This window comes from Wolbachia endosymbiont of Pentidionis agamae, assembly GCF_036711655.1.
In the GTDB taxonomy this organism is placed as follows: Bacteria; Pseudomonadota; Alphaproteobacteria; order Rickettsiales; family Anaplasmataceae; genus JAZHPY01.
On the sequence record NZ_JAZHPY010000011.1, the window covers coordinates 1 to 14,452 of the forward strand.

Here is a 14,452-nt window from a genome sequence, read left to right on the forward strand (position 1 = left end):
TTAAATAAGAGAAATAATGATAAGTTTTTCTCTTATTTAAATTAATTAATATCTTGATATTATATTTAATATCTTATATAACATAGTTATGTTATAAACATCTATGGAGAAATTTATGGAACATAAATATGAATTAAATAACAAACTAATTGCTGCGGCAAGAAAAGGGGATTTGGAAGGTATAAAAACAGCACTTGCTGCAGGAGCTGATATTAATTTTCATGACGATTTGTATTCTTGCACTGCTTTAATGCATGCTGCTCAACTTGGCAATGTGAATGTAATTGAATTTTTGATTGAAGAAGGTTCTGACATTTATGCTCGAGATAATGATGGTAAAACTGCTTTAATGATTGCTGCTAAAATGTGCTTTAAAGATATAGTGGAGTATTTAATTAAAGCAGGAGCTAATATTAATCATCAAGATAAGTATAATAACAATGCTTTGATATGTGCTGCTAAAAGTGGCTATAGAGTACATGTCTCTTTCATAGAATATGGGACTAAAGTGGACTATGAAGGTACAGTTAAGTCTTTATTGACAAAAGGAGCTAATGTTAATGCTCAGGATAGAGATGGCAAGGCTGCTCTGCATCACGCTATTGAAAGAGAGTATAATGGAATATTTAATTACACATGGTGCAAATTGTGATATTAAAGATAAAAATGGTAACATTTCTCTAAATTATACTTCTAATGAAGAAATTCTCAGGCGTTATTTTTGTGGGGATGAAGTGCCTACTTAACTTTCAGGCACTTTAGTTCATTGGCACTCTCAGTCTCAAGGTAGATAATAATATTCAGAGTTTTTTTGCTCTCAATGCTAAGTAAGAAGGTTGCTTAGTTCAATTCTTTTATTAAAATCAAGCCTAACGGATAATTTTGCTTAAAAGCAGTAGCTTATGGGAGTTCACTTGGTAATACAGAGGCATAACAAGTGTTACATTTTTCCTGAAGTGTCAGTGTTTTTATAAAAACACTAATACTTATTTCAATATCAGTTATTAGAAATACCTTGCAATGCTCCTCCACCTACTGCATTCACATCAGGTGAATCCAAGCTGCTTCCAGGAGTTGATGAATTATTGATTCTCAAACATGCTCTCAGAAATTCTTGTTGATATGTTTGTTGCAACAATTCGTTACTAACAAATGCTTTTTGTATCCCTTCAAAAAGTTCTTTAAACATTGGATCCTTTAGAATATTTGTAATTACTTCAGTATTCCATATAGTTTTTAAAAAACTTACAAATACTTCTTGTATCCCTTCAAAAGGATTTTGTTTACGTTTTATCTCTTGGTCGTTAAGATAATGATTTAGTTGAAGTTTTGCCTCTTCCGCCTTCTCATGTTTACGTAAGCAATACTCAGTTACAAGAAAGGCTGTAGCAGATATAAAAAAACTGATAATGAAACTAATGCAACAGCATCTAGTACAGCTGTATCTACTCCAGGAAAAAGAATATATGTTGGAATAGTAGAAAAGGCTGTAACAAGCCCAATACATGACATTGATCCTGTTAAGAATAGAATTATGTATAATATATCCTCTTCAGTAGTACGTTTTCTACCATTAGCAGGTAAATTCGGTGATTGTACGTTCATAATTTTTCTATTTATTAATATAATATATATATATTAGTTAAAATTATTAGAAAGTCAACTAAATTTGTTGGTAATTTTAAAGTTAGAAATATGAAGTAGTAGAAAGAGCTAAAAGAAGAGAAGTTTTATAGATTATAGGAATAAAAAACAATAAAGAATTATATAAAACAAATGAAAAAGCAAATGGCAGAAGGAAAACAAATTGAGTAAAGATGCACTTGTTGATTTGTAATATCTTCATGAACCTGTTTTTATATAAAAAGGTCATCATATATTTTCTTGACAAGAATAGAATATTTATTAAAATAATAATATTATTTATATATATGATAAGATTATGCATTCAAATGGTCTCAACAAATTAAAAGATAGATTTAATCAAGATGAATTTAAACACTTAATTAAGAGATGTTCTAAATTAGAAGAAAGATCTAATAAACGTCTTGAAGTAATAAAGGAATATAAAAAGAATTTTCAAGATGTAAAAAATGATTCAAAAGAATTGAAGCAGCTTCATGTAGACTGGAATAATAGAAGAAAAGATTTTTTAAATTTAGATGAAGATTGTAATAAATTTACATCAAATCTGGAGGGTTTGGGTGCTTTAATAAAGGAATACGAGTATAATAAGGAATCTCTCAAAGCAGAAGCTAAGTCAAGAGAAGAAGTTGCTTATAATAAGCTAGAATGGGATGAAGAATCTAGAACTGCATTTTCCATAGAAGAATTTGAGAATTTACTAAAGAACAAAAGTATAAATAAAGAACAAGCAAACAAGATAAAAGATAAAATAACAAAAAAGAAGGAAGAGCAAGAAAAGTTCTTAAAATGTAATAGAAGTGTACAAGCACAAGATATATTAGTTAAACAGGGAGTATTAACAAACAACAATTTACGGGCAAAAATGCAGGAAAGAATAAATGAATTTATTAGTGATATTAATGCAGTAAATACATATGAAGAAATTGAAAAAAAATGTAGTGAATTAAAGAGTATTTGTGAAAAAGCAACTGATAAGTTAAAGGACATTGAAGAAAAGTTAAATGGTTTTAAAAGTCATTATTCCAAGTTACAGCAAAAAATAGAATCTCAACTTGATTTATTACAACAGCAAAATCCTACTGTTCATAAAGATGATGAGGTAATAAAACAAGAAATAGTAGAAAAAATACAAAAAAGAAAAGAGCGAGAAAACAACGAAGAAAAGAAAATAAAGAAATTCTGCGACAAGGAATAGATAAGGGTAATGTAAAAAAACATTCATCAAGTTATGCTAGAAAATTTGATAATCAGCTGAGAGAGACACTAAATAATTGTGCATCAGACATCGTAAAGCAAGGGCAATATACTGTATTTAAAGATGAAAAAATTAAAGATATCATTACTAAGTATAATGAACATTATATCTTCGCTCAAGCAATTTTGGAAATGGTACTGAGTAAAGCCGATAAGGATTCTAAGCAAAAAGATGTTAAGCGTATACGAGAAGAGATAAAAAACATCAACTCTTATATTGAAAGCATGTTTATTATATGTGACATATCACATCTTAATAGGAATAAAAAATCTCACCTAAATATACAAATGAAACTTATAAAGAAGAAAATTGAAGAAGCTAAAAATGAAGTTAAAAGTAAAAAGTGCGATCTTCCAAATGATGAATTATATCAAGAGTTATGTGATACCTACGAATTATTAAAAACTAGTAAGGAACAAGTAGAGATATGGAATGGAGAACAAGAAAAGAAACAAGAGGAACTGCAAATAATAGAAAAGGAACTGCGAAAGGTGCAAGGATTTGATGAGATGGAAGAACAGTTAGAGGAATTAATATCAAATCCACTTATTAATTTAGGAGATTTAGTAAAAATGGAACATAATACTTTAGGTATACATCTAGATGTACTGCAAAAGATAACAGAGGCAGTACCTAGTACTAGGCTTAACGATACGAAAGAAAGTGTTACAAATATAAAAGAAAACTTAGTAAAGAAAGTATGATTAGGTTTGTTGAGTAAAATCAGGTAGTAAAAGTAAATAAAGATTCTTTAAAATTAGTGAAGATACTTAAGCTATATAGATAACTTTTCAAAAACCTTCACTAAAGATTCTGTTAAATGTGCTATCATATCTTCAGTATGATAAGGAGTAGGTGTAATCCTAAAACGCTCTGTTCCTTTTGGAACAGTAGGGTAATTTATATGTTGTACATATATTCCATATTCATCAAATAAAATACCTGACGCTTTCTTAGATAATGAAGGATCACCGATTATTATTGGAATAATATGAGTTTTTGTAGGAATAAAATTAATGCCTGCATTTTGAAGAGCAGTCTTTACTTTTGTAATGACTATTTTATGTTGCTCTCTTTCAATGTTGCTTGATTTTAAATGTTCTATGCTAGATTTTGCTGCTGATGCAAGGGCTGGTGATAAAGCTGTAGTAAAAATAAATCCAGGAGCTGAGCTTCTTATGACATCAATTAAACTTTTTGAGGATGCTATATAACCACCCATTACTCCAAAAGCTTTAGATAATGTACCCTGAATAACAGTAACTCTATCCATTAAATTATATTCTTCTGCTATTCCTCCACCTCTACCTCCATATAGCCCAACTGCATGAACTTCATCTAAATAAGTAATTGCTCTATATTTATCAGCAAGATCACATATTTCTTTGATAGGTGCTATATCACCATCCATGGAATATACAGATTCAAAAATTATCATCTTAGGTATATTCTTATCTACAGACTTCAATAATTGCTCTAAATGATTAACATCATTATGCTTGAATATATGTTTCGGTCTTCTACCAGCTTTTATTCCTTCTATTATTGAAGAATGATTTTTCTCATCTGAAAAAATTATTACGTTAGGAATAATGGATGATAAAGTACTAATTGTAGTCTGATTAGCTAGGTAACCACATGCAAAAGTTAATGCATCTTCCTTATTATGAAGATTTGCTAAAGATTGTTCTAATTCAACAACTTCTTTTGTAGTACCAGATATATTCCTTGTACCTCCAGCGCCAACCTGCACTGATGAATTTAGAGTGGATATCACACTTTCATTCTGTGCCATTCCTAAATAATTATTGCTACACCAAACTATTATTTTACGATTTTTTTCATAATCCATAGTATAAGGTAGACCACCTGGTAGAGAAGCAAAGTGAGTAAATTTACGGTAACGACCCTCCCTTTTTATATCATCTATCTTGCTTGAAAATATTTTTTCATAATCGACCATATACTGTACTTATTTCATTAATAAAAATTATAGTGTATTTCTTTTCAATTGCTACTAAAAGACTAACTGCAAAAATTGCAATAACCATAAAAAGAAATTAATACATGTATTTTTACACCATACCAATTTCTAAAGTTAGATCTAAAACATCCATGAAAATAATTCATAAAATCGCTTTAAAACGGTATTTCATCATCGATTAGCTCGTTTTCTGTTTCTTGATCAAAATTTTCATAAGGATTTTGTTGTTCCTTCTTCATTTCTTGATTATTTACAATTGGTTGACTGCCTTTTGAATCAAGTATAGAGAATACACTATTAAAATTCTGCAATACAACTTCTGTGATATATCTTTCATTATTATTTTGGTCAACCCATTTCCTTGTCCTTAAAGTACCCTCAATATAAACTTTATTACCTTTTTTTACATAATCCTTTATTAACTTTACTAGCCCATCATTGAAAACCACTATGTTATGCCATTCTGTTTTTTCAGAACGCGTACCTGAGAGCTTATCAACCCAACTTTCAGATGTAGCAATTGAAAATGCAGCCATTTCTTTCCCATTTTGCGTAGCTCTAATCTCAGGATCTCTTCCCAAATTTCCAATTAATATAACTTTATTGACAGTACCATTAGACATATTAGCTTTAATTATACTTAACTTTAATTATTATTTGATAACTTAACATTTGTCAAACTTAATTTAAAGCGTGCTTAGAGGGATTTGAACCCACGGCCTTTGCCTTCGGAGGGCAATGCTCTATCCAGCTGAGCTATAAGCACACTTCACAAGTATTGAGATGAGAAAATTTACTGTCAACTTTAAAACTCTCTCAATTTATTTATGACAATTAAAGATATATAGAGCACACATCTCATATTGACATTTTATCTATGTATTTTATAAGCTCTTTTACTGCATCTACAGATTTTTCAAACATCTCTTGTTCATGATCATTCATTTTAACTTCAATGACTTTTTCAATACCATTCTTACCTATAATTGCAGGTATACCAATGAATAAGTTTTTTATTCCATATTCACCATTAAGATAAGCAGCACATGGTAAAATACGTCTTGTATCATGTAAGTATGCTTCTAACATACATACAGCTGAGGATGCTGGTGAATAATATGCTGAACCTGACCCAAGTAATTCAACTATTTCTCCTCCTGCATTACGAGTACGTTTAATTATTGAATCAACTTTCTCTTGTGTAATAAGACCTAGATTAATGATCTCAGTCAGCGGAATACCAGCTACGGAAGAATAACTAACAAGTGGTACCATAGTGTCACCATGTCCTCCAAGAACAAATGCAGATATATCTTGGATAGAAACATTTAATTCTTTTGCAAGAAAATAACGAAAGCGTGCAGAGTCAAGAACACCTGCCATACCGACAACCATATTGTTTGGAATATCTGAAAACTTATGTACTACTGAAACCATTGCATCTAAAGGATTAGTAATTACTATTACGAATGCATCTGGTGAATATTTCTTAACATTTTGAGCAACTTCTTTCATTACTGTAGCATTAGTTTTAAGCAAATCATCTCTGCTCATTCCTGGTTTTCTAGCAATACCTGCAGTTATAATAATTGCATTTGAATCTTCTATATCTTGGTACTGATTAGTGCCGATTATATCGATATCAAAACCATCTATAGAAGAAGATTCTGCGATATCAAGAGCTTTACCTTGAGGAATACCTTTATTAATATCAAGTAAAACAACGTCGCCAAGCTTTTTTAATGCAATCATATGCGCAAGAGTGCCGCCAATATTCCCTGCACCAATAAGGGATATTTTTTTCCTATTTTTCATAAAAACCTCCAATATCTATGTAATAATAAATCTTCATATAGTTATAAATACAGCTACTATTTTTTTTCTCCATAATTTTTATTATCAGAACTTTTTGCTTCATAATTACTAATTATTTCACTTATATTGTCCTCTGAATTCTCACTTGAATTCTTGCTACTTTGATCAACATGCAAATTTCTACTTTCTATTTCATATTCTATCTCATTATTAATTTGTTCTATAGTTTCAATAAAGGACATATATTCTTCTTTACTGTATTCTTTTCCAGATGAATTCTTTTCAAGAAATAAATCTCTTAATTCAATAAATTCATCATTTTTATTTGCGTAATCTATAAAATTTTTCTCTAAAAAAATAAGTTCACTAAATAACTCTCTTGCTTTTATTAAATCTTGATCTTTTATTTTTTTTAAATTATCAAGATCTTCTAAAACTTTAAATACCTTCTGTTCTTCTTCTGCTATCTCTTGGTCTTCTCTTTCGATACTAAGCTGAATCTCCTTGTTTTCTGCGAATTTTGCATTTAAAGCTTTATTGAGATTATTAAAGTCAACATTACTGGTATCACAATTATCAAGCAACATATCTACCTTTGCTCTACGTGCATTTAAAATGTCTTTGTAGCTATTTAATTTAATGTTACCTTCACTGTCTTGATGCAATCCATAATGTTTTAGGCCTTTAAAGTAATTGTTATTCTTCATCTGAATTGTCCTCATTACGCTTCATTTCTTCAACTCCCTTTCTTTTTTGTGGCTCACCACTTGGTTTATCTTTAGCAAGTTTTATTGCTTCACTGCTTGATTTGCCTTGAGTAGGCTTTACTGCTTCACTAGTAGTAGCCTTCTTCTTATCTTCTTTTTTACTCTTCGGTGGCTTTCTCTTGCGCCCTATAGTATGGTCATGAAGCTTTTCTAAAAATTTCTTTCTATGAATAATTGCCCTTTGTAATAAATTAATTTCAGAGTCTTTTATAGAATCAAGACCATGTTGCCAATTAAATTTCATCGCATCTTTCAATGTGTAACCTAAAACTGATCCAACATAGCCTTGATAATATCTTAGATATCTATCAGCAACTTTATCCATAGGTTCTGCATCCATATCAAATTTTTTGTAAAGCTTAGAAAGAGCATCTGATGCTTTATATTCAGGTGACGTTATAAATTTTGTTCCTTCAACACCGAATTTAATAAGATTACGTGGTATATTGATGCTTTGTTTCAACACTCCTCCAATACCAGGTATTCTGCCAAGTAAATTAGCAGTTCCACCTGCAAGCTTATTAGGTAGTCCAGTAGTCCAGCGTCCTAAAGGTTCTATAGCCTTGCCCCCCACAAGATCTTGCACTTTATGTTTTCCTTGATCAAGAAGTGCTTTTGCACCCTGAGCTATAGGCGATGCTTCATACATGCTAGATATACTATAAATACTATAACCACCACCACTAATAAGTGTGGCAATTTCTTGCACAACTTTTCTTAGAGAAAACATGAGAAATGAAAGCATAAATAATATTAAAATTTCTCCCATGTCAATTAAGTATCCACGTTTTATGTCTTCAACTCTTTTGTAATCATTTTCACTTCTATAATCTCCACTTTTATATTTTGCTTTACAATCATTTGAATCTTTACATTTTTTGTTTTTGTAATTTTCATCAAGTGTTGTTATGGTACATCCATTTCTTTCTATAATATTCTTCATGAGTAGGGTTATTTTTTCTTTCAGAACCTTAAAATTACTTGACTGCCTATAATCATCTATTGCTTGTTTAATAGCTGTATAATTGCTAGGATGAAATTGTCTTCCCAACTCTTCTTCCAGCTTTATAATAATTGATGAAATATCATGTCTTTCTGACGCATGCGATAATGTATTCACTAAACGTGCTAAATTTTTGGAATTATCAGAACAATTTTTCTCAACAATTAGGTCACTTTCTGTAACATAGTGATCATTATCACCAAAAGGACTAAAAAAAGGAAAGTCGATAAAACGAAAATCTTTTCTCTCATAATCTGGAGGAACAGGTATATATCCTACACCGCTTGTAAATTTTAGTGTACCTCCAGTTCTACTTACATCACCACATTCGGTACCTATATTATAAGTTGAAGCTTCACCGATAGTATAAGGTACAAAAATTTGAGCTGCAGTCCAAGCAGGATATTTCTGATCTATTAGATAAAAAAGCCCTAGAGGCTTTATCTTTATTTCTAAAAACCTATTATAGCATACAGTAAAACCTAGTTGTCTATAAAAGGTATTCATTATGATAAGCGCAAACATTGATAATACTGTAAATATCATTATGGCTTGCAAGCAGAAATTTATACATAGCTTTAACCATTCCTCAAAAAGGCTCTTTAATCTTTCAAACAGAATAGCAATCAGAAATAGCGGCATTATAGCTATAAGAAAAGCTATACCTACAAAACCAGAGAGAAATACTATAAAGGCATACAAACATAATAAAAAGTAAAGAACTATACCTATGAATATCACTGGTATTATAATTAATGGAATTAGTAAACCCCATCCTCCTCCACTGCCAAAAAAGAGTGCTCCAAGCTTTGTCCATACTGAATAAGCAAAGAATCTATTGAACATATCTTCAATAAATTTAAACAATTGACCTTCATTGTTGATTGAATTTGGCAAAGAATTAGTAATTGTATTAATAATTTGTTCTAATCCATCAACGAAGAGTCTTAAAAAATTGTTATAAAAAAATTCCCAGCTATTAGGGGATATAAGCAGAACTACAAGTGCAAATTTCATCATTCTAATAAGCAAATCGTGCATGGTACTTTGCACCATTCCCATAAAATATAGAATTGATGATATAATTACGAACAGAACAAGCACTGATATAACAAAATTATTAAAACTTCCACCTTGTTTAGTTATGCTTTTAAACATCAGTTGTGCAGCACCACTGCCATCCTCAGAAATCAGTAATATCCTTTTTATTTCTTTATAAATTTTGTCAAAGATATTCTCTTCACTATTTGTAACTTTCACTCCACTTAAAAACTCAATAGCATAACCACCCACATTATCTAAATAATATTTATCCAGTATTTTTATATATATTTTCCATCCCGCTTTAAGTTCAAGTGATTTACAATCTTTATCCTTCAACTTATCTCCATTTTTTTCTAATCTAAACACACCATCTCCACCTTCTGCACTAGAATCATATCCCAAATGTATAGTAGGAGACACAGGGTGCCGCATAAGTTCTAAGTTATCATTAGGATCTGGATCGTTCTTTTTTGGTCTATAAAATAACAGATAAGCACCATGACCATTAGTAAACCAACATGGAGCACCTTGTAAACCAGAACTTTTTCCTTCTTGTAAATCTTTACAATTTTTACCAAAACAACTAGTTTCTTTTGACCGATCAATCTTGTAATGATTGCAGATTAGATTAAAGCTAGGAAGTGCATTTTCTTCATTCTTCCCCTCAAATTTTATTCCATATTTTAACTGCTCAAGAGTTTCAAATGTATAATTTTTCTTTGATTCCGCACGATTACCTTGTGACCATGAAGTCCAAGCGCCTTGTGTTTTAATTACTAAAGTATCCCCATTTGTTTCAAAGCCAGTATCCTTCCACCTAATTACCTGATTAGGATGATAGCCAGAATTATATTCTCCCTTATCATCAAAAGGATTTCCATCTTCTGGCATAAATGCCTTGTGATCATCTTTTGAAAAATAAGCACCAACTGTTACAGGTTTTGGCCCAAAATAATCAGCAGATATGCACCTAGGAAATGGCATGCCATCTCCGCAACCAGCTATTAAAATTATAATAGGCAAAAAATTTGTTAGAAAAAATAATGCCCTCTTAAAATACACTTTCATGCTAAATTACTTTTTCTAATAATAATTTCATGCAACTTTACTTCAAAGATCTGTAAAATTTATTATCTATACTAATCTGCTTTGCTACTATCATCACTGTCACTTCTTAAATTTTTATTTCTTTCATCTATATCTGTACTACTATTGGTAGGAATAATTCTTTCACTACTAGCCTCAGTTTTACTACTTTTTTCATTAGTTTTTTCTTTTTGTTTCTTATCAGTTTTATCTTCTGATTTCTTGTCATCTGTATTTTTTGTTTTATCATCTGACTGTTTTTTATTTTGTATTTCCATTATTACCTTATCTGTGTGTGATGACCTTCTTATATTGTTTATCATTTGCTGCGTTCTATCATCAAGACCGACAGTAGATAGTGCAGCTTGCGATGCATAGTGAGCAGCATGACTCACAGCTCCACTCACACCATAACCAGAGCTGAGTATTGCTTGTGCCATAGTTTCTGAAACATTTACAAGCCCGCTCATTGCGTAAGCAATAATGAGATATATGAATGTTTGTACTAGATCTATAGGCAAACCACCAAAATATACACTATTACTTGTTTGTCCACTTCTAATTGCACTTTCTGTTGTAATTCCAGGATTATAACCAAGTGGCAACATTGCTTTTAATAAACACACATCAGCTCCAAAAGCTTTCATGCTAATTAAGCATTGATAACATGCTGTGAAATTAGTAATATTATATAATATAGAGTACATTAATTGATTTAGTATAGAAAGCATTGAAAGCAAAATTATTGGCTGCACTGCAATGTGAGCTAAGGCCTTTATCCATCCATCAAATAACCCTCTAGTTACCTGAAATAAAATAAATACAATAAATAGTGGAGTTAATGAAATTAGGAATGCTCCTACCATAAGAACTATCACATATTTCATTAGTGCACTTAGAATACATTTTAAGAATACAAAAGTAGCAAAAAGTATCGTTAGAAATGCAATAAATCCAAAAGGACCAGCAAGCATCAACGAAAGAAACTTCAACCAAGTGTCTCCCGAAAATAGAACCCCTACTGTTAAATCTAAAAATACAAATCTCGTATTTCCACTTCCTATGTAACCTGAAAAGCTATCAATCAGATAACTACTGCTATCAATGAATAATAGAGATAAATTCTTACCTAAGAAATCCCAACTTTGATTACTAAAAACTACAGCAATAACTGCTATCTTCACTATTCTTATTACTAAATCAAACTTGCTTAGCTGTGCTGTTCCAAGCATATAAGCAATAACAGAAAAGATTATATATAATATTAAGACAGCCCTAACAGTCTGTAGAAGATTTGTTGCATGCTTTTTGTACTTAGACTCAGATTTAAATATTTCTTTAAATTCTGTAAATATTTTATTAATATTCTGTGAAACAAAATTATTTAATCTCTTCTTAAAGAATAAATTCACTGTGTAAGAGTTAGGTCCTTGAGGATCATTTTTTTCTGGTATCAAATCTTCTTTCTTAACATTTCTTACATCAATACCAAAATATATTTCTTTGTATTCACCTTCTGGTATGTTTGTTCCATCCATTACATAGTAATCGTCTCCATTGAATTTTTCTGTTGATAGTTGTATTACTTCTTTTATATCTTGCGATTGCAGATTTTGTGGAGGTGAATCTCCTAAATACATATATAATTTTTCACCATTAATTTTTGTGCATGACCTTGTAACTTTTACATGATACCCACCTCTATTACGGTAAAAATTTTTATTGTCTGCTATGGCTAGCATTACATTACTACCAGGTGTAACTTTATCTACTGTATAATCCTTACTTAGTTCTGAAGAGTATTTTTTAAAATCATCATCAGTTTTTCTAGAGCATTTCATATTATCATTTGCGCCTTTTTTTTTCGGAAGACATTGAAGACCTTTAGAATTATGATTCATCTTATTAGTAGCATCACTATCACCTATTTTGGCAATAAGAGCTTCTGCCCACGAAGCATTGTTTTTTAGATCATTGTTTTCTATATCTACTGCATCACACTTTGGTTCAACACTACAATTTTCTATCCAAGATTCAACTCTTCTGAGATAATGATACGGATTACATGTATTACCATTTTCATACTTTTGATACCTTATTGAAGAAATGCAATGCTCTCTGGCAAGTCCATCATGCCAGATACCTTCTTTGTTGTAACATATTCTTTGAAAATAACAGTTAAGTTCATAAGAACTATACTTTTTTATTTTTTTTCTACCACATTTATCCATCCAAGTATTTAGATCATCTCCTACTGTCCATTTTTTATCACATGACTTATCTAGCCCTCTTTGAAATTTACGTAAATCTGATAACTTGCCAATAGTCCATGGAATTTCTTCTTGTACTTTTATGCTATTGAAATCAAAAGATACTTTATTGTCATAAGGAGTATATCCATTACCTACTAGAATTTGTTGTTTTCGTTCTTCTCCTATTTTACTGCTTTCCAATGAGTTAAAAATTTTTTCTTCTCTCTTATTATCCTTATTACCACAATAAAACTTCCCACCTTTACATAAATCACTAGCTGTAACTTTATTTATGTCATCAGTGTTTTGATTTCTATAACAATTATTATCAAAAGAAAACAATTTTAGATTTTTTGGATTGTCACAATTAATAGTCACCTCTCTTGGCACTAAACTAAAACTTAAAGTGTCACCAGAATTGACCTTTATTCCTGTATCAACATAGCGTCTGTAACTATAAGAATTACTATTTCCAAATCCTTGTGGGCCGCAAACTTCTTGTGCATCGAGCCCATAATTATCTGGTGCATCTTGTATGTTTTTAGCTTTACTATAGTCTGGAACAGAACCATCTGCACAGAATACAGCTGGCACTAGCACTTCTTTAGGATTTGTAGTATCTGCTGGACAGAAATTGATTGATCCATCAACTTTAAATCTTACTTTTTCTCCAGAGTTTATTACCTGCTTAGAATTGGTCCAATAGATTTCTGAGACTTGTTCAATTCCTATTGGGATATCAATGCTTACACTGGTATTTTTTGCTTTTAATCCAGGTTCCACACAATCGATATCACAACTAGTTACTATAAAACATAATATTAATAATAATATCCCCTTGTTTATTATCATGTTCTACCTCTTGGTGGCGGTATAGGAGGTCTTCTTTGCATACTTGAACTTGATGAGCTACTAGGAGAACTTCCACCACCTCTCCGTCCACGACTTTCTTGGTTCATTCCAAAAAAGCCTAATAAATTCTGCTTATACTTTCCTCCAGCAGATTGAGTTGGCATCATCATATGAAATAAAGCATCTGCTATATCATTAGAAGATTTTATTAATGCTTTCATAGAATGGACTAAAATTACAAACGCTATTATAACTCCTATATTTGGAGGAAATTTAGAAGCATAATAAGAGAAAAGACAAAATGAAAATTTAAAAATTTTTAAATCAAAACTAGGCTCTAATATGCAATGTGGGCAAACTTCAAAATTGAACATCGAGTATATAATGTAGTCCATAGCCCGACTTATTAATGCAAAACAAAACAAAAGTATAACTGGATGAATTGCAACTCTTGCAAGGGCAGTTATCCAACTAGTAAAAAGACCTTTTGTATGTTGAAATAATATACAAATAATAAATAAAGGTGCCAAAGCAAGTAACAATGCAATAATAGCTATTGATGTTAAAAGGACAAACAAAGCATTGAATATAGACAATGTAATTGTAATAAAACCCCAAATAACAAAAGCAAAAGCAACGATTCCTAAGGGACCAGAAAATATTAAGGATATCATAAGAAGCCAAGATCGTGCATGAAGAAATCTATTCAAAGGCACGTCAAGAAATGCAAACGTATTGTTATCTATA

At 30.8% G+C, this 14,452-nt stretch carries 12 protein-coding genes and 1 tRNA gene; 3 read left to right on the plus strand and 10 right to left on the minus strand.

Annotated elements, in window-relative coordinates:
* Positions 1-115: 115 nt before the first annotated feature.
* Positions 116-652, plus strand: coding sequence for an ankyrin repeat domain-containing protein (locus V6U76_RS01260; RefSeq protein ID WP_333023210.1), 537 nt, complete (start codon positions 116-118; stop codon positions 650-652).
* Positions 653-997: 345 nt separating this feature from the next.
* Here the strand turns inward: V6U76_RS01260 and V6U76_RS01265 are convergent, their stop codons facing one another.
* Both V6U76_RS01265 and V6U76_RS01270 read right to left on the minus strand, forming a co-directional pair.
* Positions 998-1,189 carry a hypothetical protein gene (locus V6U76_RS01265; protein ID WP_333023211.1) on the minus strand — a complete coding sequence of 64 codons (192 nt, stop codon included), beginning with the start codon at positions 1,187-1,189 and terminating at the stop codon, positions 998-1,000.
* A gap of 182 nt (positions 1,190-1,371) precedes the next feature.
* Positions 1,372-1,605: a hypothetical protein gene (locus V6U76_RS01270; RefSeq protein ID WP_333023212.1), complete on the minus strand. Its 234-nt coding sequence runs from the start codon at positions 1,603-1,605 to the stop codon at positions 1,372-1,374.
* Between the two features lie 337 nt (positions 1,606-1,942).
* Here V6U76_RS01270 and V6U76_RS01275 point away from each other — a divergent pair, with 337 nt between their 5' ends.
* Together V6U76_RS01275 and V6U76_RS01280 are read left to right on the plus strand one after the other, a co-directional pair.
* Positions 1,943-2,842, plus strand: coding sequence for a hypothetical protein (locus V6U76_RS01275; RefSeq protein ID WP_333023213.1), 900 nt, complete (start codon positions 1,943-1,945; stop codon positions 2,840-2,842).
* Positions 2,843-3,027: 185 nt separating this feature from the next.
* Complete coding sequence (locus tag V6U76_RS01280; RefSeq protein WP_333023214.1) at positions 3,028-3,606, plus strand: hypothetical protein; 579 nt, start codon at positions 3,028-3,030, stop codon at positions 3,604-3,606.
* Positions 3,607-3,677: 71 nt separating this feature from the next.
* Here the strand turns inward: V6U76_RS01280 and hemA are convergent, their stop codons facing one another.
* The 8 genes from hemA to V6U76_RS01320 form a co-directional block, all read right to left on the minus strand.
* Entirely contained in the window at positions 3,678-4,865 is a 1,188-nt protein-coding gene (gene hemA / locus V6U76_RS01285) for a 5-aminolevulinate synthase (protein WP_333023215.1), read from the minus strand.
* Positions 4,866-5,041: 176 nt separating this feature from the next.
* A complete protein-coding gene (gene ssb / locus V6U76_RS01290; protein WP_333023216.1) occupies positions 5,042-5,509 on the minus strand; it encodes a single-stranded DNA-binding protein in 468 nt (155 codons plus the stop codon).
* Between the two features lie 69 nt (positions 5,510-5,578).
* Positions 5,579-5,652 (minus strand) — tRNA-Arg (locus tag V6U76_RS01295).
* A 92-nt stretch (positions 5,653-5,744) separates the two neighbouring features.
* Positions 5,745-6,701, minus strand: coding sequence for a malate dehydrogenase (mdh, locus tag V6U76_RS01300; protein ID WP_333023217.1), 957 nt, complete (start codon positions 6,699-6,701; stop codon positions 5,745-5,747).
* Between the two features lie 56 nt (positions 6,702-6,757).
* A complete protein-coding gene (locus V6U76_RS01305) occupies positions 6,758-7,408 on the minus strand; it encodes a WD_0853 family protein (RefSeq protein ID WP_333023218.1) in 651 nt (216 codons plus the stop codon).
* Positions 7,398-10,538, minus strand: coding sequence for a TrbL/VirB6 family protein (locus V6U76_RS01310; protein WP_333023219.1), 3,141 nt, complete (start codon positions 10,536-10,538; stop codon positions 7,398-7,400). Before V6U76_RS01310 ends, V6U76_RS01305 begins: the two co-directional genes overlap by 11 nt.
* Positions 10,539-10,654: 116 nt before the next feature.
* A complete protein-coding gene (locus V6U76_RS01315) occupies positions 10,655-13,705 on the minus strand; it encodes a TrbL/VirB6 family protein (RefSeq protein ID WP_333023220.1) in 3,051 nt (1,016 codons plus the stop codon).
* Positions 13,702-14,452: type IV secretion system protein (locus V6U76_RS01320; RefSeq protein ID WP_333023221.1), on the minus strand; the 751-nt coding region annotated here is incomplete at its 5' end. The genes V6U76_RS01320 and V6U76_RS01315, both read right to left, overlap by 4 nt.

Excerpts from the sequence above, each read along its gene's own strand:
- V6U76_RS01275 (WP_333023213.1), top strand. The coding sequence starts at position 1,943 with ATGCATTCAAATGGTCTCAACAAATTAAAAGATAGATTTAATCAAGAT.
- hemA (WP_333023215.1), bottom strand. The coding sequence starts at position 4,865 with ATGGTCGATTATGAAAAAATATTTTCAAGCAAGATAGATGATATAAAA.
- V6U76_RS01260 (WP_333023210.1), top strand. The coding sequence starts at position 116 with ATGGAACATAAATATGAATTAAATAACAAACTAATTGCTGCGGCAAGA.
- ssb (WP_333023216.1), bottom strand. The coding sequence starts at position 5,509 with ATGTCTAATGGTACTGTCAATAAAGTTATATTAATTGGAAATTTGGGA.
- V6U76_RS01305 (WP_333023218.1), bottom strand. The coding sequence starts at position 7,408 with ATGAAGAATAACAATTACTTTAAAGGCCTAAAACATTATGGATTGCAT.
- V6U76_RS01270 (WP_333023212.1), bottom strand. The coding sequence starts at position 1,605 with ATGAACGTACAATCACCGAATTTACCTGCTAATGGTAGAAAACGTACT.
- V6U76_RS01265 (WP_333023211.1), bottom strand. The coding sequence starts at position 1,189 with ATGTTTAAAGAACTTTTTGAAGGGATACAAAAAGCATTTGTTAGTAAC.
- mdh (WP_333023217.1), bottom strand. The coding sequence starts at position 6,701 with ATGAAAAATAGGAAAAAAATATCCCTTATTGGTGCAGGGAATATTGGC.
- V6U76_RS01315 (WP_333023220.1), bottom strand. The coding sequence starts at position 13,705 with ATGATAATAAACAAGGGGATATTATTATTAATATTATGTTTTATAGTA.